Genomic DNA, 14,951 nt, shown 5'->3' with positions numbered 1-14,951 from the left:
TGACCCGATGCACGTTACAGGACAAATACTGCGTAAACCGCGGCTGCCACGATAAAGCGATAGATAGCGAACGGGATAAACGAAATACGTTTGATGATGTGCAGGAAGCTCTTAATCGCGATCAGCGCCACGATAAAGGCGGTGACAAAACCGACGGCAAACATCGGGAAATCAGCCATCGTCAGGAAGCCCATGCTCTTGTAGAGATCCAGACCGGTCGCACCAATCATCATCGGCACCGCGAGGAGAAACGAGAACTCAGACGCAGCATAACGGCTCACGCCCATCAGCATCCCGCCCGAAATGGTGGCACCGGAACGTGAGAAGCCCGGCCACAGCGCGAGGCACTGGAAGCAGCCAATAATAAACGCCTGACGATAAGTAATGTCATCGACACCCACCGCTTTCGGCTGTTTTGGCTTCAGCAATTCAGCCGCAATCAACAGCACGCCCCCCACCACCAACGCATACATCACGTTGACCGGGTTAAACAGCGTTTTGATTTTATCATGCAGTAACAGCCCAATCACCACGGCGGGCACCATACCCAGCAGGATATGAATCAGAGTCAGCTTACCCTGGCCTGTGCCCTCATGTTTGACTTCACCAAAGTGAATGCCAATCAGGCCGAACAAACGACGCCAGAACATCACTACGACGGCCAGAATTGAGCCGAGCTGAATCACAACTTCAAAGGTCTCCGCTTTTTCGCCTTCAAACCCCAGTAAATGACCGACAATGATCATATGCCCGGTAGAAGATACGGGGAGAAACTCCGTCAGCCCCTCTACAATCCCAAGTATTGCTGCCACCCATAGCTGATGAATATCTGCCATCAAATCTACCCCTAACCCTGGTTAAACCATGAAAAATGGCGGTCGCTTACGCTTCCGCCCAATGTGCCCCAACTGCATTAGGGCAACCTTAAGACAGAGCATAATGTGGTTTGGTTTCATCGTGATGGCAATGAAAACGGATTTATTTAGGATTAGTCCCGCGTTCGATGACCACGCCGACCTGGCGCGCCTGAGCGACGGCACCCGGTTTACTGACTTTAATTTTGACCCACGGCGAGGAGAATCGAGCCAGCAACAGTGAAGCAATCTCTTCTGCTACACGCTCAACCAGCGCAAATTTCCCCTGACTGACGTGGTGAATAATCGCTTCAGATACATCGGCATAGCTCAGGCAATCGTTAACATCATCACTGGCGGCCGCTTTACGGTTGTCCCATGCCATTTCGACATCGAACACCAGCTTCTGCTGAATCGTTTGTTCCCAGTCGTAAACGCCAATGGTGGTGATAACGGACAGTTGATCAATAAATACGATATCCATGATACGGCTCTCTGTTTTTGTGGTTGCCGGATACCATCCCGGGCGGTTTATGCGTATTATCCACGGATGCTGACTTTAAAACGACCCCCACAAGACGGAACGGTGTTATGAGTGTATTCGCGCTTGGCATGATCATTTTCGCGTATCTGTGTGGTTCCATCTCCAGCGCGATTTTAGTCTGTCGACTGTTCAGATTGCCGGACCCGCGCCATAACGGCTCGGGCAACCCAGGTGCCACCAACGTGCTGCGCCTCGGTGGTAAAGGTGCCGCCGCGACGGTGCTGGTGTTTGATGTATGCAAAGGGATGCTGCCGGTATGGCTGGCTTATCACCTGGGCGTCACGCCGCTTTATCTTGGTCTGACCGCGATTGCGGCCTGCCTCGGCCATATTTACCCGGTCTTCTTTCATTTCAAAGGCGGCAAAGGCGTGGCCACCGCATTTGGTGCTATCGCCCCCATCGGCTGGGATCTCACGGGTTTAATGACGGGAACCTGGCTGCTGACCGTGCTGTTAAGCGGCTATTCTTCGCTGGGCGCAATTATCAGCGCACTGATTGCCCCCTTCTACGTCTGGTGGTTTAAACCACAGTTTACCTTTCCCGTCGCCATGCTTTCCTGCCTGATCCTGTTACGTCATCACGACAATATTCAGCGCCTGTGGCGCGGGCAGGAAAATAAGATTTGGAAGAAGAAAAAGAAGAAACCGTAGGGCATCGTGCATTGATGTCAGGTTCAGGCATGCCTGAACCTGATGAGAACATTTATCCTGGGGTCAGGCACGCCTGACCCAAATCATAATGCAGGCAGTTCCGCCAGCGGCCAGCGCGGACGCACGGTGACACTGAGATCGGCGTGTTTGTCACCTTTCATCCGCACCATCCCGGCATAAGCGATCATCGCGCCGTTGTCGGTACAGAATTCCGGACGAGCGTAGAACACCTCACCGCCCCGCTTCGCCATCATCTCCGCCAGCTTACTGCGTAGCGTGCGGTTCGCGCTGACCCCCCCGGCAATCACCAGCCGCTTGAATCCACTTTGATCGAGCGCCCGGCGGCATTTTATCGCCAGCGTATCGACCACGGCATCTTCAAATGCACGTGCTATGTCAGCGCGGGTCTGCTCACTGTCGTCATTGTCGCGAATGGTATTAGCCGCGAAGGTTTTCAGTCCGGAAAAACTGAAATCCAGCCCTGGGCGATCGGTCATTGGGCGCGGGAAGACAAAACGCTTTTCCACACCCTGTTGCGCCATTTTTGACAGCATCGGCCCGCCAGGATAGTCCAGCCCCAGCAGTTTAGCGGTTTTATCGAAGGCTTCACCGGCGGCATCATCCACTGATTCACCCAGCAGGGTATATTCACCAATGCCGGTGACGCTAATCAACTGCGTATGGCCGCCAGAGACCAGCAGCGCCACAAACGGGAAGTCCGGTGGATTATCTTCCAGCATCGGTGCAAGCAGATGCCCTTCCATGTGGTGCACGGCAATCGCCGGGACATCCCATGCAAACGCCAGCGAGCGGCCAATGGTCGCGCCGACCAGCAGTGCCCCTACCAGCCCAGGACCTGCGGTATACGCCACCGCATCGATATCCTGCGCCTGAAGCCCGGCTTCCTTCAACGCCGCCTGTATCAGCGGCACGGTTTTACGCACGTGATCGCGCGAAGCCAGTTCCGGTACCACGCCACCGTAGTCGGCGTGGAGTTTGACCTGGCTGTAAAGTTGATTGGCGAGCAAACCGGCCGCATCGTCATAAATGGCAATGCCGGTTTCATCGCAGGATGTTTCAATTCCGAGAACACGCATGGATTTTTCACCTCATTCTTGCGGCGCGCAGTGTAGCATGAAGGCGCTTTTGCGGGCGGCAAATTTCCCGGTTAGTCGGTTACACCTTGTACAATAAGGTGTTTTTTTTCCCACCAGGGAGGTGGGTTTCGTGTATAATCAGTCCCCTGAAAAAAACCGGCAGCCGCACAGGCCTATCTGTTGGTTACTTAATGCTATGGTGCTTTACAACTAAGCCTGTGTTGGAGTAAAATTCCGCACCATTTTGAAATGAGCTGGCACCGATGTCAGCAGCAAAACCGAATTTATCGAGGTGAGAGTTACATGCCGGTAATTAAAGTACGTGAAAACGAGCCATTCGACGTTGCACTGCGTCGCTTCAAGCGTTCTTGTGAGAAAGCAGGCGTTCTGGCTGAAGTTCGTCGTCGTGAGTTTTATGAAAAACCTACTACCGAACGTAAGCGCGCTAAAGCGTCTGCAGTAAAACGCCACGCGAAGAAACTGGCTCGCGAAAACGCACGCCGCACTCGTCTGTACTAATATCCTGAGGGTTCGCCCTCATGCTTCACAGACTAGTTAGTAGTTATCAGGCCGTGCTTCCGGAAGGAATGCGCGGCTTGTTGTCGTTTATGAACCATAAATAGAAAGCTTCAGAGTTACCCCGGTAACGCTCTGTTTTGATTCCTAAACGCCAATACAGCCAGACACTTAAAGACGCGGAAGTATTTATTTCTGCTATTGACTGTTTCTGGCAAACGGCCAAATGGGCAAGATTCAGGGATGGATTGAGTCGTTTGGCCAACACCGCCAGAAGCGGAAAGATGAAGGGGCATCCCCAATAGCTTTCTGTTTCTGGCAAGGCGGCAACGGAGTGAATCTCCGGGAGCTTACATCAGTAAGTGACTGGGGTGAACGATGGCAGCCAACACCGCCAGAAGCGGAAAGATGAAGGGGATTTATGGCTGGACGCATACCGCGTGTATTTATCAATGACTTGCTTGCTCGCACGGATATCGTGGATCTTATCGATGCCCGGGTGAAGCTGAAAAAGCAGGGCAAGAATTACCACGCATGCTGTCCTTTTCATAATGAGAAAACGCCCTCTTTCACCGTTAACGGCGAAAAGCAGTTTTATCACTGTTTCGGCTGTGGTGCGCATGGCAACGCTGTCGACTTCCTGATGAATTACGATCGTCTGTAATTCGTTGAAAGCATTGAAGAACTGGCGACCCTATATGGACTGGAAGTGCCGTATGAAAGCGGCAGTGGTCCCACCCAGCTTGAGCGTCATCAGCGTCAAAGTCTTTATCAGTTAATGACCGGTCTGAGCGACTTCTATCGACAGTCGCTGACACAAAATGCATCGGCAGGCGCACGTGACTATCTGGCACAGCGCGGCCTGAGCGATGATGTCATTAAGCACTTTTCCATCGGTTTCGCCCCGGCAGGCTGGGATAACGCGTTAAAACGTTTTGGCCGTAATCCTGACGACAAACAGTCGTTGATCGATGCGGGCATGCTGGTCACCAATGACCAGGGCCGCAGCTACGATCGCTTCCGTGAGCGGGTGATGTTTCCAATCCACGATAAACGTGGGCGAGTCATTGGTTTCGGCGGTCGCGTATTAGGCGACGGCATGCCGAAATACCTCAACTCACCGGAAACCGATATTTTCCACAAAGGTCGCCAACTTTACGGCCTGTTCGAGGCGCTAAAAAACCACCCGGAGCCGTCCAAATTACTGGTCGTTGAAGGCTATATGGATGTAGTGGCGCTGGCACAGTTTGGCGTTGATTATGCCGTGGCCTCACTCGGCACCTCGACCACCGCAGAGCATATTCAGCTACTATTCCGGTCAACCGACACGGTAATTTGCTGCTATGACGGCGACAGAGCAGGCCGTGAAGCAGCATGGCGTGCGCTGGAAACGGCTTTACCTTACATGAATGACGGTCGTCAGCTACGCTTTATGTTCCTGCCTGACGGCGAAGACCCGGATACGCTGGTGCGTAAAGAGGGCAAAGAAGCATTTGAAACGCGGATGGAGCAGGCTATGCCACTCTCGTCGTTTCTGTTTGATACGTTGATGCCGCAGGTGGATTTGCGTTCCCCTGATGGGCGCGCTCAGCTGAGTACGCTGGCGCTGCCGCTGATTAGCCAGGTGCCCGGTGAAACATTGCGTATCTACCTGCGTCAGGAACTGGGTAATAAACTGGGTATTCTTGACGACAGCCAGTTGGAGAAGCTGCTGCCAAAGCAGGCGGAAAATGCGAAGCCTGTCCCCCAGCCCCAGCTAAAACGCACAACCATGCGTATACTTATTGGGCTGTTGATACAGAATCCACAACTGGCCATCATGGTGCCTTCACTGGATGGTCTTGAGCAGTCAGAAATACCAGGTTTCCCGCTATTCGTGGAGTTAGTGAGCACTTGCGTAGCGCAACCTGGCCTGACGACCGGACAGCTACTAGAGTTATATCGCGGAACAAAATTTAGCCAGAGCCTTGAAACTCTGGCAACTTGGAACCACATGATCGTAGATGATGAAGTGGACACCATGTTTAAGGACGCACTGGCGAGTATGTACGACGATGCGCTGGAACGCAGGCTGGAAGAACTTATCGCCCGCGACCGCACGCACGTACTCAACGCAGAAGAGCGCCGCGAGTTCTGGACACTGAGCCAGGCACTGAAGAAACAGTAAATGAATAAGGTTTTGGCCTTATTACACAAAATTTAGAGGCGTTATCGCGCAGTCAGTTTGGACACCGCCTGCACGCAGCACCCGGAGCGTACTGAAGTACGTGAGGACTGCGAGCACAGCCGGGGTTCAAAATGGCAAGTGAGATAGCCCCGACAAAGATCAAAGCGGCTTAAGTGCCGAATATCCGTCAGGTAGATCCTGACAGCCGCCATGACGGGCAGCGGCAATAATCTCAACGCCCTCACTGTTATTGTTGGCACGTTAGCCGACCCGACACCAATCTAATTTAACAGAAGTGTGGATACCGTCTTATGGAGCAAAACCCGCAGTCACAGCTTAAGCTACTTGTCACCCGTGGTAAGGAGCAAGGCTATCTGACCTATGCCGAGGTCAATGACCATCTGCCGGAAGATATCGTCGACTCCGATCAGATCGAAGACATCATCCAGATGATCAACGACATGGGCATCCAGGTTGTGGAAGAAGCGCCTGATGCCGATGATCTGATGCTGAATGAGAACAACAACGATACGGACGAAGATGCTGCTGAAGCCGCTGCTCAAGTGCTCTCCAGCGTTGAATCTGAAATCGGACGAACCACTGACCCGGTGCGCATGTACATGCGTGAAATGGGTACGGTTGAACTGCTGACGCGTGAAGGCGAGATCGACATAGCAAAACGCATCGAAGACGGTATCAACCAAGTTCAGTGTTCCGTTGCTGAATACCCTGAAGCCATCACTTATTTGCTTGAACAGTATGACCGCGTTGAAGCGGGCGAAGCACGTTTGTCCGATCTGATCACCGGCTTTGTCGACCCGAATGCCGAAGCAGAAATCGCGCCAACCGCTACCCACGTGGGTTCTGAACTCTCTGCTGAAGAGCGTGAGGAAGCAGAAGAAGATGAAGAGTCTGACGATGACAGCGCCGACGATGACAACAGCATCGACCCGGAACTGGCGCGTGAGAAATTCAACGATCTGCGCGTACAGTACGAAACCACCCGTACCGTAATTAAGGCCAAAAGTCGCAGCCACGCGGATGCTATCGCTGAAATTCAGAATCTGTCTGACGTATTTAAACAGTTCCGCCTGGTGCCGAAGCAATTCGACTTCCTGGTGAACAGCATGCGTATCATGATGGACCGCGTTCGTACCCAGGAACGCCTTATCCTGAAGCTGTGTGTTGAAATCTGTAAAATGCCGAAGAAGAACTTCATCACTCTGTTCACCGGCAATGAAACCAGCGAAACCTGGTTCAAAGCCGCACTGGCGATGAACAAACCGTGGTCAGAGAAACTGAATGATGTATCCGATGATGTGCATCGCAGCCTGACGAAACTGCAGCAGATTGAAGCAGAAACGGGCCTGACGATTGAACAGGTTAAAGACATCAACCGTCGTATGTCCATCGGTGAAGCGAAAGCGCGCCGTGCGAAGAAAGAGATGGTTGAAGCGAACTTGCGTCTGGTTATCTCTATCGCCAAGAAGTACACCAACCGTGGTCTGCAGTTCCTGGATCTGATTCAGGAAGGCAACATCGGTCTGATGAAAGCGGTAGATAAGTTTGAATACCGTCGTGGTTATAAGTTCTCGACTTATGCCACCTGGTGGATCCGTCAGGCGATCACCCGTTCTATCGCGGACCAGGCACGTACCATCCGTATTCCGGTGCATATGATTGAGACCATTAACAAACTCAACCGTATTTCGCGCCAGATGCTGCAAGAGATGGGCCGTGAACCTACGCCGGAAGAACTGGCCGAGCGTATGCTGATGCCAGAAGATAAAATCCGTAAGGTGCTGAAAATTGCCAAAGAGCCGATCTCCATGGAGACGCCGATTGGTGATGATGAAGATTCCCATCTGGGTGATTTTATCGAAGACACCACGCTGGAGCTGCCGCTGGATTCGGCCACCTCAGAGAGCCTGCGTTCTGCCACCCATGACGTGCTGGCCGGTCTGACCGCGCGTGAAGCGAAAGTACTGCGTATGCGTTTTGGTATCGATATGAATACCGACCACACGCTGGAAGAAGTGGGCAAACAGTTTGACGTGACACGTGAACGTATCCGTCAGATTGAAGCGAAGGCGCTGCGTAAGCTGCGTCATCCAAGCCGCTCTGAAGTACTGCGCAGCTTCCTCGACGATTAATCGACGCGGTGATCAAAGATGGCTCCTCTCTGAGGGGCCATTTTTTTACCTGTTATCCAGACCGATCTACAATCCGCGTAACTTCAATGCCCTGTCCAGCTCCGCATAAGCCGCGGTCATCTCCTCCTGTGAGGCGCGATTCAGCCCACTGGGGTTGGGTAACACCCAGACCTCCGTTTCACCCAGCGTCAGCGGCTGGCGGCCCCATTCAACCTTACTGCGACGAAACGCCTGCTGATAAGCCTGCTTGCCCAGTACCGCCAGCGCCGCGGGCTGATAGCGTTCAACCTTGTCCACCAGCGCCTGTCCGCCACTCCGTAACTCACTGCCTGCCAGCTCACTGGCCAGCACGGTAGGCCGTTCAACCAGCATGGTGATGCCACAGCGCGTTTCCAGCAGTTGCTGTTCCTGCTCAGGGCGAAGCTGGGTCCAGGTGAATCGGGCCTGAAAAAGGGTTTTCCAGAAGCGGTTACCCGGATGGGCAAAATGATAGCCCGTATGCGCAGATGATTTACCCGGATTGATGCCACAAAACAACACCCTCAGGCCGGGCTGAATAATATCGCTAATGCCGTGTGCTTCCATGGTGAGATTCCTCCTTATACAACAGGCCCCCGCAAACGCGGAAGCCCGCACAGACCTTAAATCGCCGCGATGACAGCCGCAGTGATCGCTTCGGTTTTCATCACGCCATTAACATGCTGCTGCGCGGTAACCTGCTCAACCGCACGGAGAATAGCATCGGCAGCAACCGTCTCCCCCAGATGTTCCAGCATCATCGCCGCCGACCAGATCGCCGCGATCGGATTCGCAATCCCCTGCCCGGCAATATCGGGCGCGGAACCGTGCACCGGTTCAAACATCGACGGCACGGTGGGATCGGGATTCAGGTTCGCGGAGGCCGCATACCCCAGCCCGCCCTGAATGGCTGCACCCAGGTCAGTCAAAATATCGCCAAACAGATTAGAGGCCACAATCACATCAAGCGTTTCCGGGTTCATCACCATACGCGCCGCAATCGCATCAATATGATAACGATTCACCGTCACATCCGGGTAATCACGGGCAATCTCTTCGGTGACTTCATCCCACATCACCATGGTGTATTTCTGTGCGTTCGATTTGGTCACGGATGCAAGGCGCTTGCTGCGTTTTTGCGCCATCTCAAAACCGAAACGCAGAATTCGCTCTACGCCCCGTCGGGTGAAGATAGAGGTTTCCACCGCCACTTCGGCAGGTGTCCCCTGATGGATACGCCCGCCAGCCCCGCTGTACTCACCTTCCGTGTTTTCACGGATGCAGAGAATATCAAACTCACTCTTTCGCAGCGGGCCTTCCACCCCCGCCAGCAGGCGGTGCGGGCGGACGTTAGCATAGAGATCAAACTGTTTGCGAATGGGCAGCAGCAGGCCATGCAGTGATACATTGTCTGCCACTTTTTCTGGCCAGCCCACGGCACCCAGCAAGACGGCATCAAACTGGCTCAGCGTCTCAATGCCATTCTTCGGCATCATCTCACCGTGCTCAAGGTAGTACTCACAGGACCACGGAAACCACTCGCCGCTCAGGGCAAAATCAAATCGGCCTGCGCTGTGTTCCAGCACCTGCCAGGCAGCTTTCGTTACATCCACGCCAATACCGTCACCGGGGATCACGGCCACTTGATAGCTTTTCATGACTCTCCTTGGATTAATAAGATAACCATCAGAATGACATCTTCGCCCAGGTGGCTAAATTGTGCTGCTTTTTTCGGGTCGCCCGGCGGCAGATGCTGCCGAATACGCAGGCTGAGCCTGTGCGGCATTTTACAGGTCAGAGCATTTACATCACCTGCTGAATCGCCCAGATGGCCAGCGCATGATCTTCATGAGAAGGCAGCCCGCTGACGGTCACCGCGCCAATCACTCCCCCGTTCCCCAGCAACAGTGGGAAGCTGCCACCGCTGTCGGTATAACGCTGTTGATCAAGGAATTTCATCTCAGACATCGGCGTCCCCTGGGCTTTATTCAGCTCCTGAGCATACAGTGAAGAGTGTGCATTGCGCAGTACGGTGTGGCGCTTACGGGCAATCCACTCCAGGTTCTCTGAGCTTGAACCACTGAGCGCGGTACTGAACAGCACCTGACCAAAGGCGTACACTTCAATCGCAACCGGCATCTTTTCCGCTACGGCACGTTCACGCAGCAGGCTGCCAATTTTCCATGCGGTATCGAAATCAAACTGATTGACGCGTACGGTCGCTTCCTGCTCTAGCAGGGTTTCAAGGCTGGGAATCGCTGACATGGGTCTCTCCGGCAAGGGTAATAAATCTGCCTTGCAGGGTAAATGACATTAAGTTTTCATTAAATCAAAAAAGGAAATAAAAATTTTATTTGAGAGGAAGATCAACAATTGGGATGCAACGGGGGTGACAACGGGCCGCAGGCGACCCGTTGTCCGGATCAGCGAAAGACGCTGACGGCTTCAACCAGGCGATCGGCCTGATGTTTCATGCGCTGCGCGGCGAGCGCACCTTCACTGACCAGCGCGCTGTTATCATGCGTCAGGCGGTCGAGTGCTTCTACCGCCTGGCCCACTTCACCCAGCCCGGTCCCTTGCTCGGCGGTGGCCACGCTGATCTGCTGCAACAGCTCAGTGACGTTCTGCACTTTTTCGACGATATCCCCAATGGCCTTTCCGGCTTCATGCACCTGTCCGGCACCGGATTGTACCTTCAGGTTACTGGCGGCAATCAGCTGGCGGATCTCGCTGGCAGCCCCCGCGCTACGCTGAGCAAGACTTCGCACTTCGCCTGCAACCACGGCAAAGCCTTTGCCCTGCTCACCGGCACGCGCCGCTTCCACTGCCGCATTCAGCGCCAGAATATTGGTCTGGAAAGCGATGCTGTCGATCAGACTGGTAATGGTGGCGATCTGCCGTGAACTCTCGGCGATCTCGTCCATCGTCACCACCACGTTTTGCATCACTTCACCGCCTTTGACAGCGGCACTGCTGGCGGTACGCGAGAACTGGTTCGCCTGCTCGGTGCTCTCGCCGTTGCGCTGCACCGTGCTGGTCATCTGATTCATGGTGCTGGCCGTCTGCTGGACGCTGGCCGCCGTCTGCTCGGTGTGGCTGCTGATTTTGTCATTACCGCGTGCCAGTTCATCGCTGGCCCGGTGAACATCCAGCACCTGATCGCTGACGTCGTTTAATAACCAGCGGAACATCAGCCCCAGCTGGCCGACCGCGCGCAGCGTGGTACCAATCTCATCCACCCGATCGAGGTGGTCAACATGCGGGTTGTCGCCGGTCGCCACATTCAGCGCCTGACGACATACCGCGGCCAGTGGCCGGGCAATCTGACGTTGCAGCCAGGTATCGACCAGCAGCGCCATTAACGCTGAGAACAGGGTAAATCCGCCCAGCGCGGCCCCGCTTAATCCCGACACAAACGCCGCCGCCACCAGCGGCAGCCACAAAGCCAGCACCGCACTGCGGATGCGCCAGCGCAGTGACATCGTTTTCAATAGCGTCAGCCCGCTCAGCCAGCCCGTACGCACCAACAGCCCGCGATGCAAACGCCAGCCCTTCATCCGTCCCTGATTCATTTTCTGATACAGCGCCTCAGCCGCGCGCACCTCTTCCGCTGAAGGCTTAATGCGCACAGACATATGCCCCTGAATTTCACCGTTGCGGATCACCGGCACCACATTGGCACGCACCCAGTAATGGTCACCGTTTTTACGTCGGTTCTTCACCAGTCCGGTCCAGGGCAGTCCCTGTTTCAGGGTGGCCCACATATCAGCAAACGCGGCTTGTGGCATATCAGGATGACGAACGAGGTTATGGGGCTGACCGTCGATTTCACTGCGGTCATAGCCACTCACCTCAATAAACGCGCTGTTGGCGTAAGTGATATAGCTACCGGCATCGGTGGTGGTCATCAGGGTGGTATCGTCGTCGAGCAGGTATTCCTGCTGAGTCACGGGCTGGTGGGTGTGCATTATAACGACCTTGTTATGGTTGTATGAATTTTGCAGGTATTTAAGGAGGGGTTGTCGGCAGGATGTAACTAAAGCTTTAACCATTTTCATCTGATTTGTGCGACAGCACACAACTGTCGCCTCATTTCATGGACCGGCAAACGCTTCACGCAGCCAGTGGATAAATCCGCTAACTGCGCGCGGGACCTGTGCTGACCATGGGCGTACCACATACAGCATATCGGCAAAAGCCCCCACGGCCTGCCACTGGGGCAGTAATTGCACCAAAGAGCCATCCTTTAGCGCCGCTTGAGCACTGAAGTCCGGCAGCAGCGCAATCCCCAGGCCTTCAAGGGCGGCATCGCGGATCGATTCACTGTTATTGGTGGCGAACGGCCCGCTGACATTCACGGCGATACGCTCACCGCCGGTCAGCGGCTGGAAATTCCAGCGCGGCGGTTCCACCCCGCGTGGATAGTAGAGGCACAGATGGTCACTCAGCGCCTGCGGACTGGCAGGATGGCCATAACGGGCAAGGTACGCCGGTGATGCCACCACGACGGCGTGAGTGTGGCACAGCGGCAGCGCCACATGGGTTTCCGGCAGGCTGTTACTGTGGCGGATGGCGAGGTCAAACCCCTCACTCGCCAGCGATACCAGGCGGTCGGACACCTCCAGCTGCACACGCACCTGGGGATGCTCGCGCAGAAACGCGGTGATATGCGGCACCAGCTGCTGGCGCGCAAACGCCACGGGCGCCGTCACCCGCACCAGCCCGCGCAGGGGGCCGGCAGAATCGCGCACGCTGAAAAAGCTCTGTTCAATCTGGGCAAACGGCGCACGCAGATCGTCCACCAGTTTCTCCCCGGCGCTGGTCAGCCGCACGCTGCGTGTGGTACGCGTCACCAGCGGCACCCCGGCCAGCTGCTCCAGCTCTTTGATCTTCTGCGACATCGCCGCCTTGCTCACTTCCAGCCGTTCAGCCGCCGCGGTAAAACTGCCCTGCTCCGCCAGTACCGTCAGCCAGTGCAGGTGATTCCATAACGCATCCGTCTTGAGCTCTTTCATGGCTATTGTTCACTATAGTAAATAATCAATTCAAGTATAGCGGTTTTTCCCAACGGAGATTACGGGTAAATTGGTTTCCAGAGACAGACGCGGAATCACCGTCGTCAGCCCATTTTCAGCAATGAATTCACTAACAATGTCGAGGTTTCCATGCCGTTACTGCAATTTGATGTCATTCAGGGTCGTTCAGAATCAGAGCTGAAAACACTGCTGGATGCTGCGCACCGTGCAGTCCTGGCGGCCTTTAACGTCCCCGAGCGCGATCGCTACCAGATTGTTCACGAAAACAAAGGTTATCAGATGGTCTTTGAGGATACCGGCCTCGGGCTTCAGCGTACCGATAATCTGGTGATGGTGCGGGTTGTTACCAGCCCACGCAGCAGCGAGCAAAAACAGTTCTTTATGGCTGAGCTGTGCCGGGAGTTGAAAGAGAGCTGCGGCATTCTGCCATCGGACGTGATGATCACCTTTATTACCAACGACAAAGGTGACTGGAGCTTCGGGAACGGCGAGGCACAATATCTGACGGGTGCGCTGTAAGCAGCAAATAGACGATGAAAAACACTCCCCGGCATCACACCGGGGAGAAGTCGCGACTTAGAAGTCGTAACGCAGACGGACCAGGTTCATGTCACCCAGATCGTCAGTGCTGGAGGTAAACACGTGTTCATAATCAACACGGAAACCGTAATCCAGTTTAAAGGTCACCCCCACGCCGTTATCAATGCGCTGGTAATCACGACCAGTCACATACTGCAGACGGTCGCCCATCACGTACGGCATCACAGACTTCAGGCCATAAGCGCCGACCGGCACGGTATAACCGGCGAGGTATTCCACCCCCCACGCGTTACCCGAGAAGTAGTTATTCACATCGGCTTTTTTGGTGGTGAGGAAGTTATCGTACCAGCCGCCACCGACGGTGAAGGTCCAGTTATCCGGCTGCCAGCTCAGCGCCGTACCCACGATGTTCTGATCGTACGTCTTCTCATCACTGTTGCCCGGATTGCGCATTTCGGCGCGGGTGTAGTTCCACGCGGTGCCCCACGTCAGGTCTTTGGTGATGTGGTAATCCACACCCAGTGAGCCACCGCCTTCACGCTTGTAACGCAGGCCGTTGCCGGGCAGATAGTCGCTGTCGGAGAACAGGTAAGAGGCATAGACATCGGCATCACCGAAGGTGTTTTTATATTTCAGCATTTTGCGTGAGCGGTAAGAACCGTCGTAATCGCCGTTAATGCCGTTACCCGGTGCCTGGCCTACCATGTCGTAATCCCAGATATCGGTTTTGGCACCCACCACATCGTAATAAACACTGTTCTGCTGGCCAAAGGTCAACTGGCCCCAGGTATTACTTTTCAGGCCGGTATATAACATACGGCGCGAGGTATTATTTGCCCCCTCGGCATGATGATTATCCCAACCAACCAGCGCCGGGATATTGACACCCAGTTCGTAATAACTGATCCAGCTAATATCATCAAACAGGTAATAATCAGCGGCGAAGCGGAAACGGGTGCCGCCATCAAACCCATTTCTTTTATAGGAACCTTTATCACCATCACCGGTCATATTATTGAACTGAGGACGAATGCTACCGCCCACGGTAAAATTCAGACGGCTTAGTGGGTCACCTGCCTGAGGGTCCTGCTTCAGTACGGTAATCTCAGCCTGGGCAGCAAATGAGGCACTGCCGACAATCAGCCCCAGACCAATGGCCTGAGTTAAAACGCGCATCTTTGTTAACATTTTTTATTCCTGCGTAATGTAGTCAAATAAAAAGCACAAAAATAGTAGCCTGAACCGAATTAAAAAAGACTCATCGGCTGTACTGTTTTGTGCTGTTTACGCCGAAAATAAATTAAGCAAACATGTCTAAAAGTAACGCCATTCATATAATTAATCATATTGTGCTTTATTTTTGTTATTTTTTTAAA

Annotated in this window: 13 protein-coding genes and 1 pseudogene; 5 read left to right on the top strand and 9 right to left on the bottom strand. The window is 54.1% G+C overall.

Annotated elements, in window-relative coordinates:
• Positions 1-14: 14 nt before the first annotated feature.
• Positions 15-836 (bottom strand): undecaprenyl-diphosphate phosphatase, encoded by an 822-nt coding sequence (gene bacA / locus WH279_RS07440; RefSeq protein WP_133843872.1) that lies wholly within the window; start codon positions 834-836, stop codon positions 15-17.
• A 142-nt stretch (positions 837-978) separates the two neighbouring features.
• The gene (gene folB, locus WH279_RS07435; RefSeq protein WP_339455528.1) at positions 979-1,338 is read right to left on the bottom strand and encodes a bifunctional dihydroneopterin aldolase/7,8-dihydroneopterin epimerase; all 360 of its coding nucleotides are present in this window, start codon (positions 1,336-1,338) and stop codon (positions 979-981) included.
• A gap of 107 nt (positions 1,339-1,445) precedes the next feature.
• On the opposite strand from folB, the gene plsY reads away from it, so the two are divergent.
• The gene (plsY, locus tag WH279_RS07430; protein WP_159337350.1) at positions 1,446-2,048 is read left to right on the top strand and encodes a glycerol-3-phosphate 1-O-acyltransferase PlsY; all 603 of its coding nucleotides are present in this window, start codon (positions 1,446-1,448) and stop codon (positions 2,046-2,048) included.
• An 83-nt stretch (positions 2,049-2,131) separates the two neighbouring features.
• Here plsY and tsaD read toward each other — a convergent pair whose 3' ends face one another.
• Positions 2,132-3,145 carry a tRNA (adenosine(37)-N6)-threonylcarbamoyltransferase complex transferase subunit TsaD gene (gene tsaD / locus WH279_RS07425; RefSeq protein WP_200642797.1) on the bottom strand — a complete coding sequence of 338 codons (1,014 nt, stop codon included), beginning with the start codon at positions 3,143-3,145 and terminating at the stop codon, positions 2,132-2,134.
• Positions 3,146-3,448: 303 nt separating this feature from the next.
• On the opposite strand from tsaD, the gene rpsU reads away from it, so the two are divergent.
• The 3 genes and pseudogenes from rpsU (at position 3,449) to rpoD (ending at position 7,981) form a co-directional block, all read left to right on the top strand.
• Entirely contained in the window at positions 3,449-3,664 is a 216-nt protein-coding gene (rpsU, locus tag WH279_RS07420) for a 30S ribosomal protein S21 (RefSeq protein ID WP_001144069.1), read from the top strand.
• Between the two features lie 418 nt (positions 3,665-4,082).
• A pseudogene (gene dnaG / locus WH279_RS07415) lies at positions 4,083-5,828 on the top strand (DNA primase).
• 311 nt (positions 5,829-6,139) lie between these two features.
• The gene (gene rpoD, locus WH279_RS07410; RefSeq protein ID WP_200642796.1) at positions 6,140-7,981 is read left to right on the top strand and encodes an RNA polymerase sigma factor RpoD; all 1,842 of its coding nucleotides are present in this window, start codon (positions 6,140-6,142) and stop codon (positions 7,979-7,981) included.
• Between the two features lie 66 nt (positions 7,982-8,047).
• Here rpoD and mug read toward each other — a convergent pair whose 3' ends face one another.
• From mug to WH279_RS07385, 5 genes are all read right to left on the bottom strand, one after another.
• Complete coding sequence (gene mug / locus WH279_RS07405; protein WP_200642795.1) at positions 8,048-8,566, bottom strand: G/U mismatch-specific DNA glycosylase; 519 nt, start codon at positions 8,564-8,566, stop codon at positions 8,048-8,050.
• A gap of 56 nt (positions 8,567-8,622) precedes the next feature.
• Positions 8,623-9,657: a tartrate dehydrogenase gene (locus WH279_RS07400; protein WP_339455510.1), complete on the bottom strand. Its 1,035-nt coding sequence runs from the start codon at positions 9,655-9,657 to the stop codon at positions 8,623-8,625.
• Positions 9,658-9,802: 145 nt separating this feature from the next.
• On the bottom strand, positions 9,803-10,264 hold the full coding sequence (locus tag WH279_RS07395) for a heme-degrading domain-containing protein (protein WP_200642794.1): 462 nt from the start codon (positions 10,262-10,264) through the stop codon (positions 9,803-9,805).
• A gap of 158 nt (positions 10,265-10,422) precedes the next feature.
• Positions 10,423-11,967: a methyl-accepting chemotaxis protein gene (locus tag WH279_RS07390; RefSeq protein ID WP_339455507.1), complete on the bottom strand. Its 1,545-nt coding sequence runs from the start codon at positions 11,965-11,967 to the stop codon at positions 10,423-10,425.
• A 126-nt stretch (positions 11,968-12,093) separates the two neighbouring features.
• Positions 12,094-13,014 (bottom strand): LysR family transcriptional regulator, encoded by a 921-nt coding sequence (locus tag WH279_RS07385; RefSeq protein ID WP_339455505.1) that lies wholly within the window; start codon positions 13,012-13,014, stop codon positions 12,094-12,096.
• Positions 13,015-13,164: 150 nt separating this feature from the next.
• Between WH279_RS07385 and WH279_RS07380 the strand changes: the two genes are divergently transcribed.
• Entirely contained in the window at positions 13,165-13,554 is a 390-nt protein-coding gene (locus WH279_RS07380) for a tautomerase family protein (protein ID WP_200642791.1), read from the top strand.
• A gap of 57 nt (positions 13,555-13,611) precedes the next feature.
• On the opposite strand, the gene WH279_RS07375 is transcribed toward WH279_RS07380, so the two are convergent.
• Positions 13,612-14,763 carry a porin gene (locus WH279_RS07375; RefSeq protein WP_339455503.1) on the bottom strand — a complete coding sequence of 384 codons (1,152 nt, stop codon included), beginning with the start codon at positions 14,761-14,763 and terminating at the stop codon, positions 13,612-13,614.
• Between the last annotated feature and the right edge of the window lie 188 nt (positions 14,764-14,951).

Origin of the sequence: Erwinia sp. MYb375 (genome assembly GCF_037479175.1) — a bacterium.
Taxonomy (GTDB): domain Bacteria; phylum Pseudomonadota; class Gammaproteobacteria; order Enterobacterales; family Enterobacteriaceae; genus Erwinia; species Erwinia rhapontici.
Note: the sequence above shows the minus strand (reverse complement) of the source record. Positions and strands in the feature narration are given on the sequence as shown.

Bases quoted from the DNA above. Each gene is read 5' to 3' on its own strand.
- plsY (WP_159337350.1), top strand. From the start codon at position 1,446: ATGAGTGTATTCGCGCTTGGCATGATCATTTTCGCGTATCTGTGTGGT.
- WH279_RS07380 (WP_200642791.1), top strand. From the start codon at position 13,165: ATGCCGTTACTGCAATTTGATGTCATTCAGGGTCGTTCAGAATCAGAG.
- WH279_RS07385 (WP_339455505.1), bottom strand. From the start codon at position 13,014: ATGAAAGAGCTCAAGACGGATGCGTTATGGAATCACCTGCACTGGCTG.
- rpoD (WP_200642796.1), top strand. From the start codon at position 6,140: ATGGAGCAAAACCCGCAGTCACAGCTTAAGCTACTTGTCACCCGTGGT.
- bacA (WP_133843872.1), bottom strand. From the start codon at position 836: ATGGCAGATATTCATCAGCTATGGGTGGCAGCAATACTTGGGATTGTA.
- rpsU (WP_001144069.1), top strand. From the start codon at position 3,449: ATGCCGGTAATTAAAGTACGTGAAAACGAGCCATTCGACGTTGCACTG.
- WH279_RS07395 (WP_200642794.1), bottom strand. From the start codon at position 10,264: ATGTCAGCGATTCCCAGCCTTGAAACCCTGCTAGAGCAGGAAGCGACC.
- WH279_RS07375 (WP_339455503.1), bottom strand. From the start codon at position 14,763: ATGTTAACAAAGATGCGCGTTTTAACTCAGGCCATTGGTCTGGGGCTG.
- WH279_RS07390 (WP_339455507.1), bottom strand. From the start codon at position 11,967: ATGCACACCCACCAGCCCGTGACTCAGCAGGAATACCTGCTCGACGAC.
- mug (WP_200642795.1), bottom strand. From the start codon at position 8,566: ATGGAAGCACACGGCATTAGCGATATTATTCAGCCCGGCCTGAGGGTG.
- WH279_RS07400 (WP_339455510.1), bottom strand. From the start codon at position 9,657: ATGAAAAGCTATCAAGTGGCCGTGATCCCCGGTGACGGTATTGGCGTG.
- tsaD (WP_200642797.1), bottom strand. From the start codon at position 3,145: ATGCGTGTTCTCGGAATTGAAACATCCTGCGATGAAACCGGCATTGCC.
- folB (WP_339455528.1), bottom strand. From the start codon at position 1,338: ATGGATATCGTATTTATTGATCAACTGTCCGTTATCACCACCATTGGC.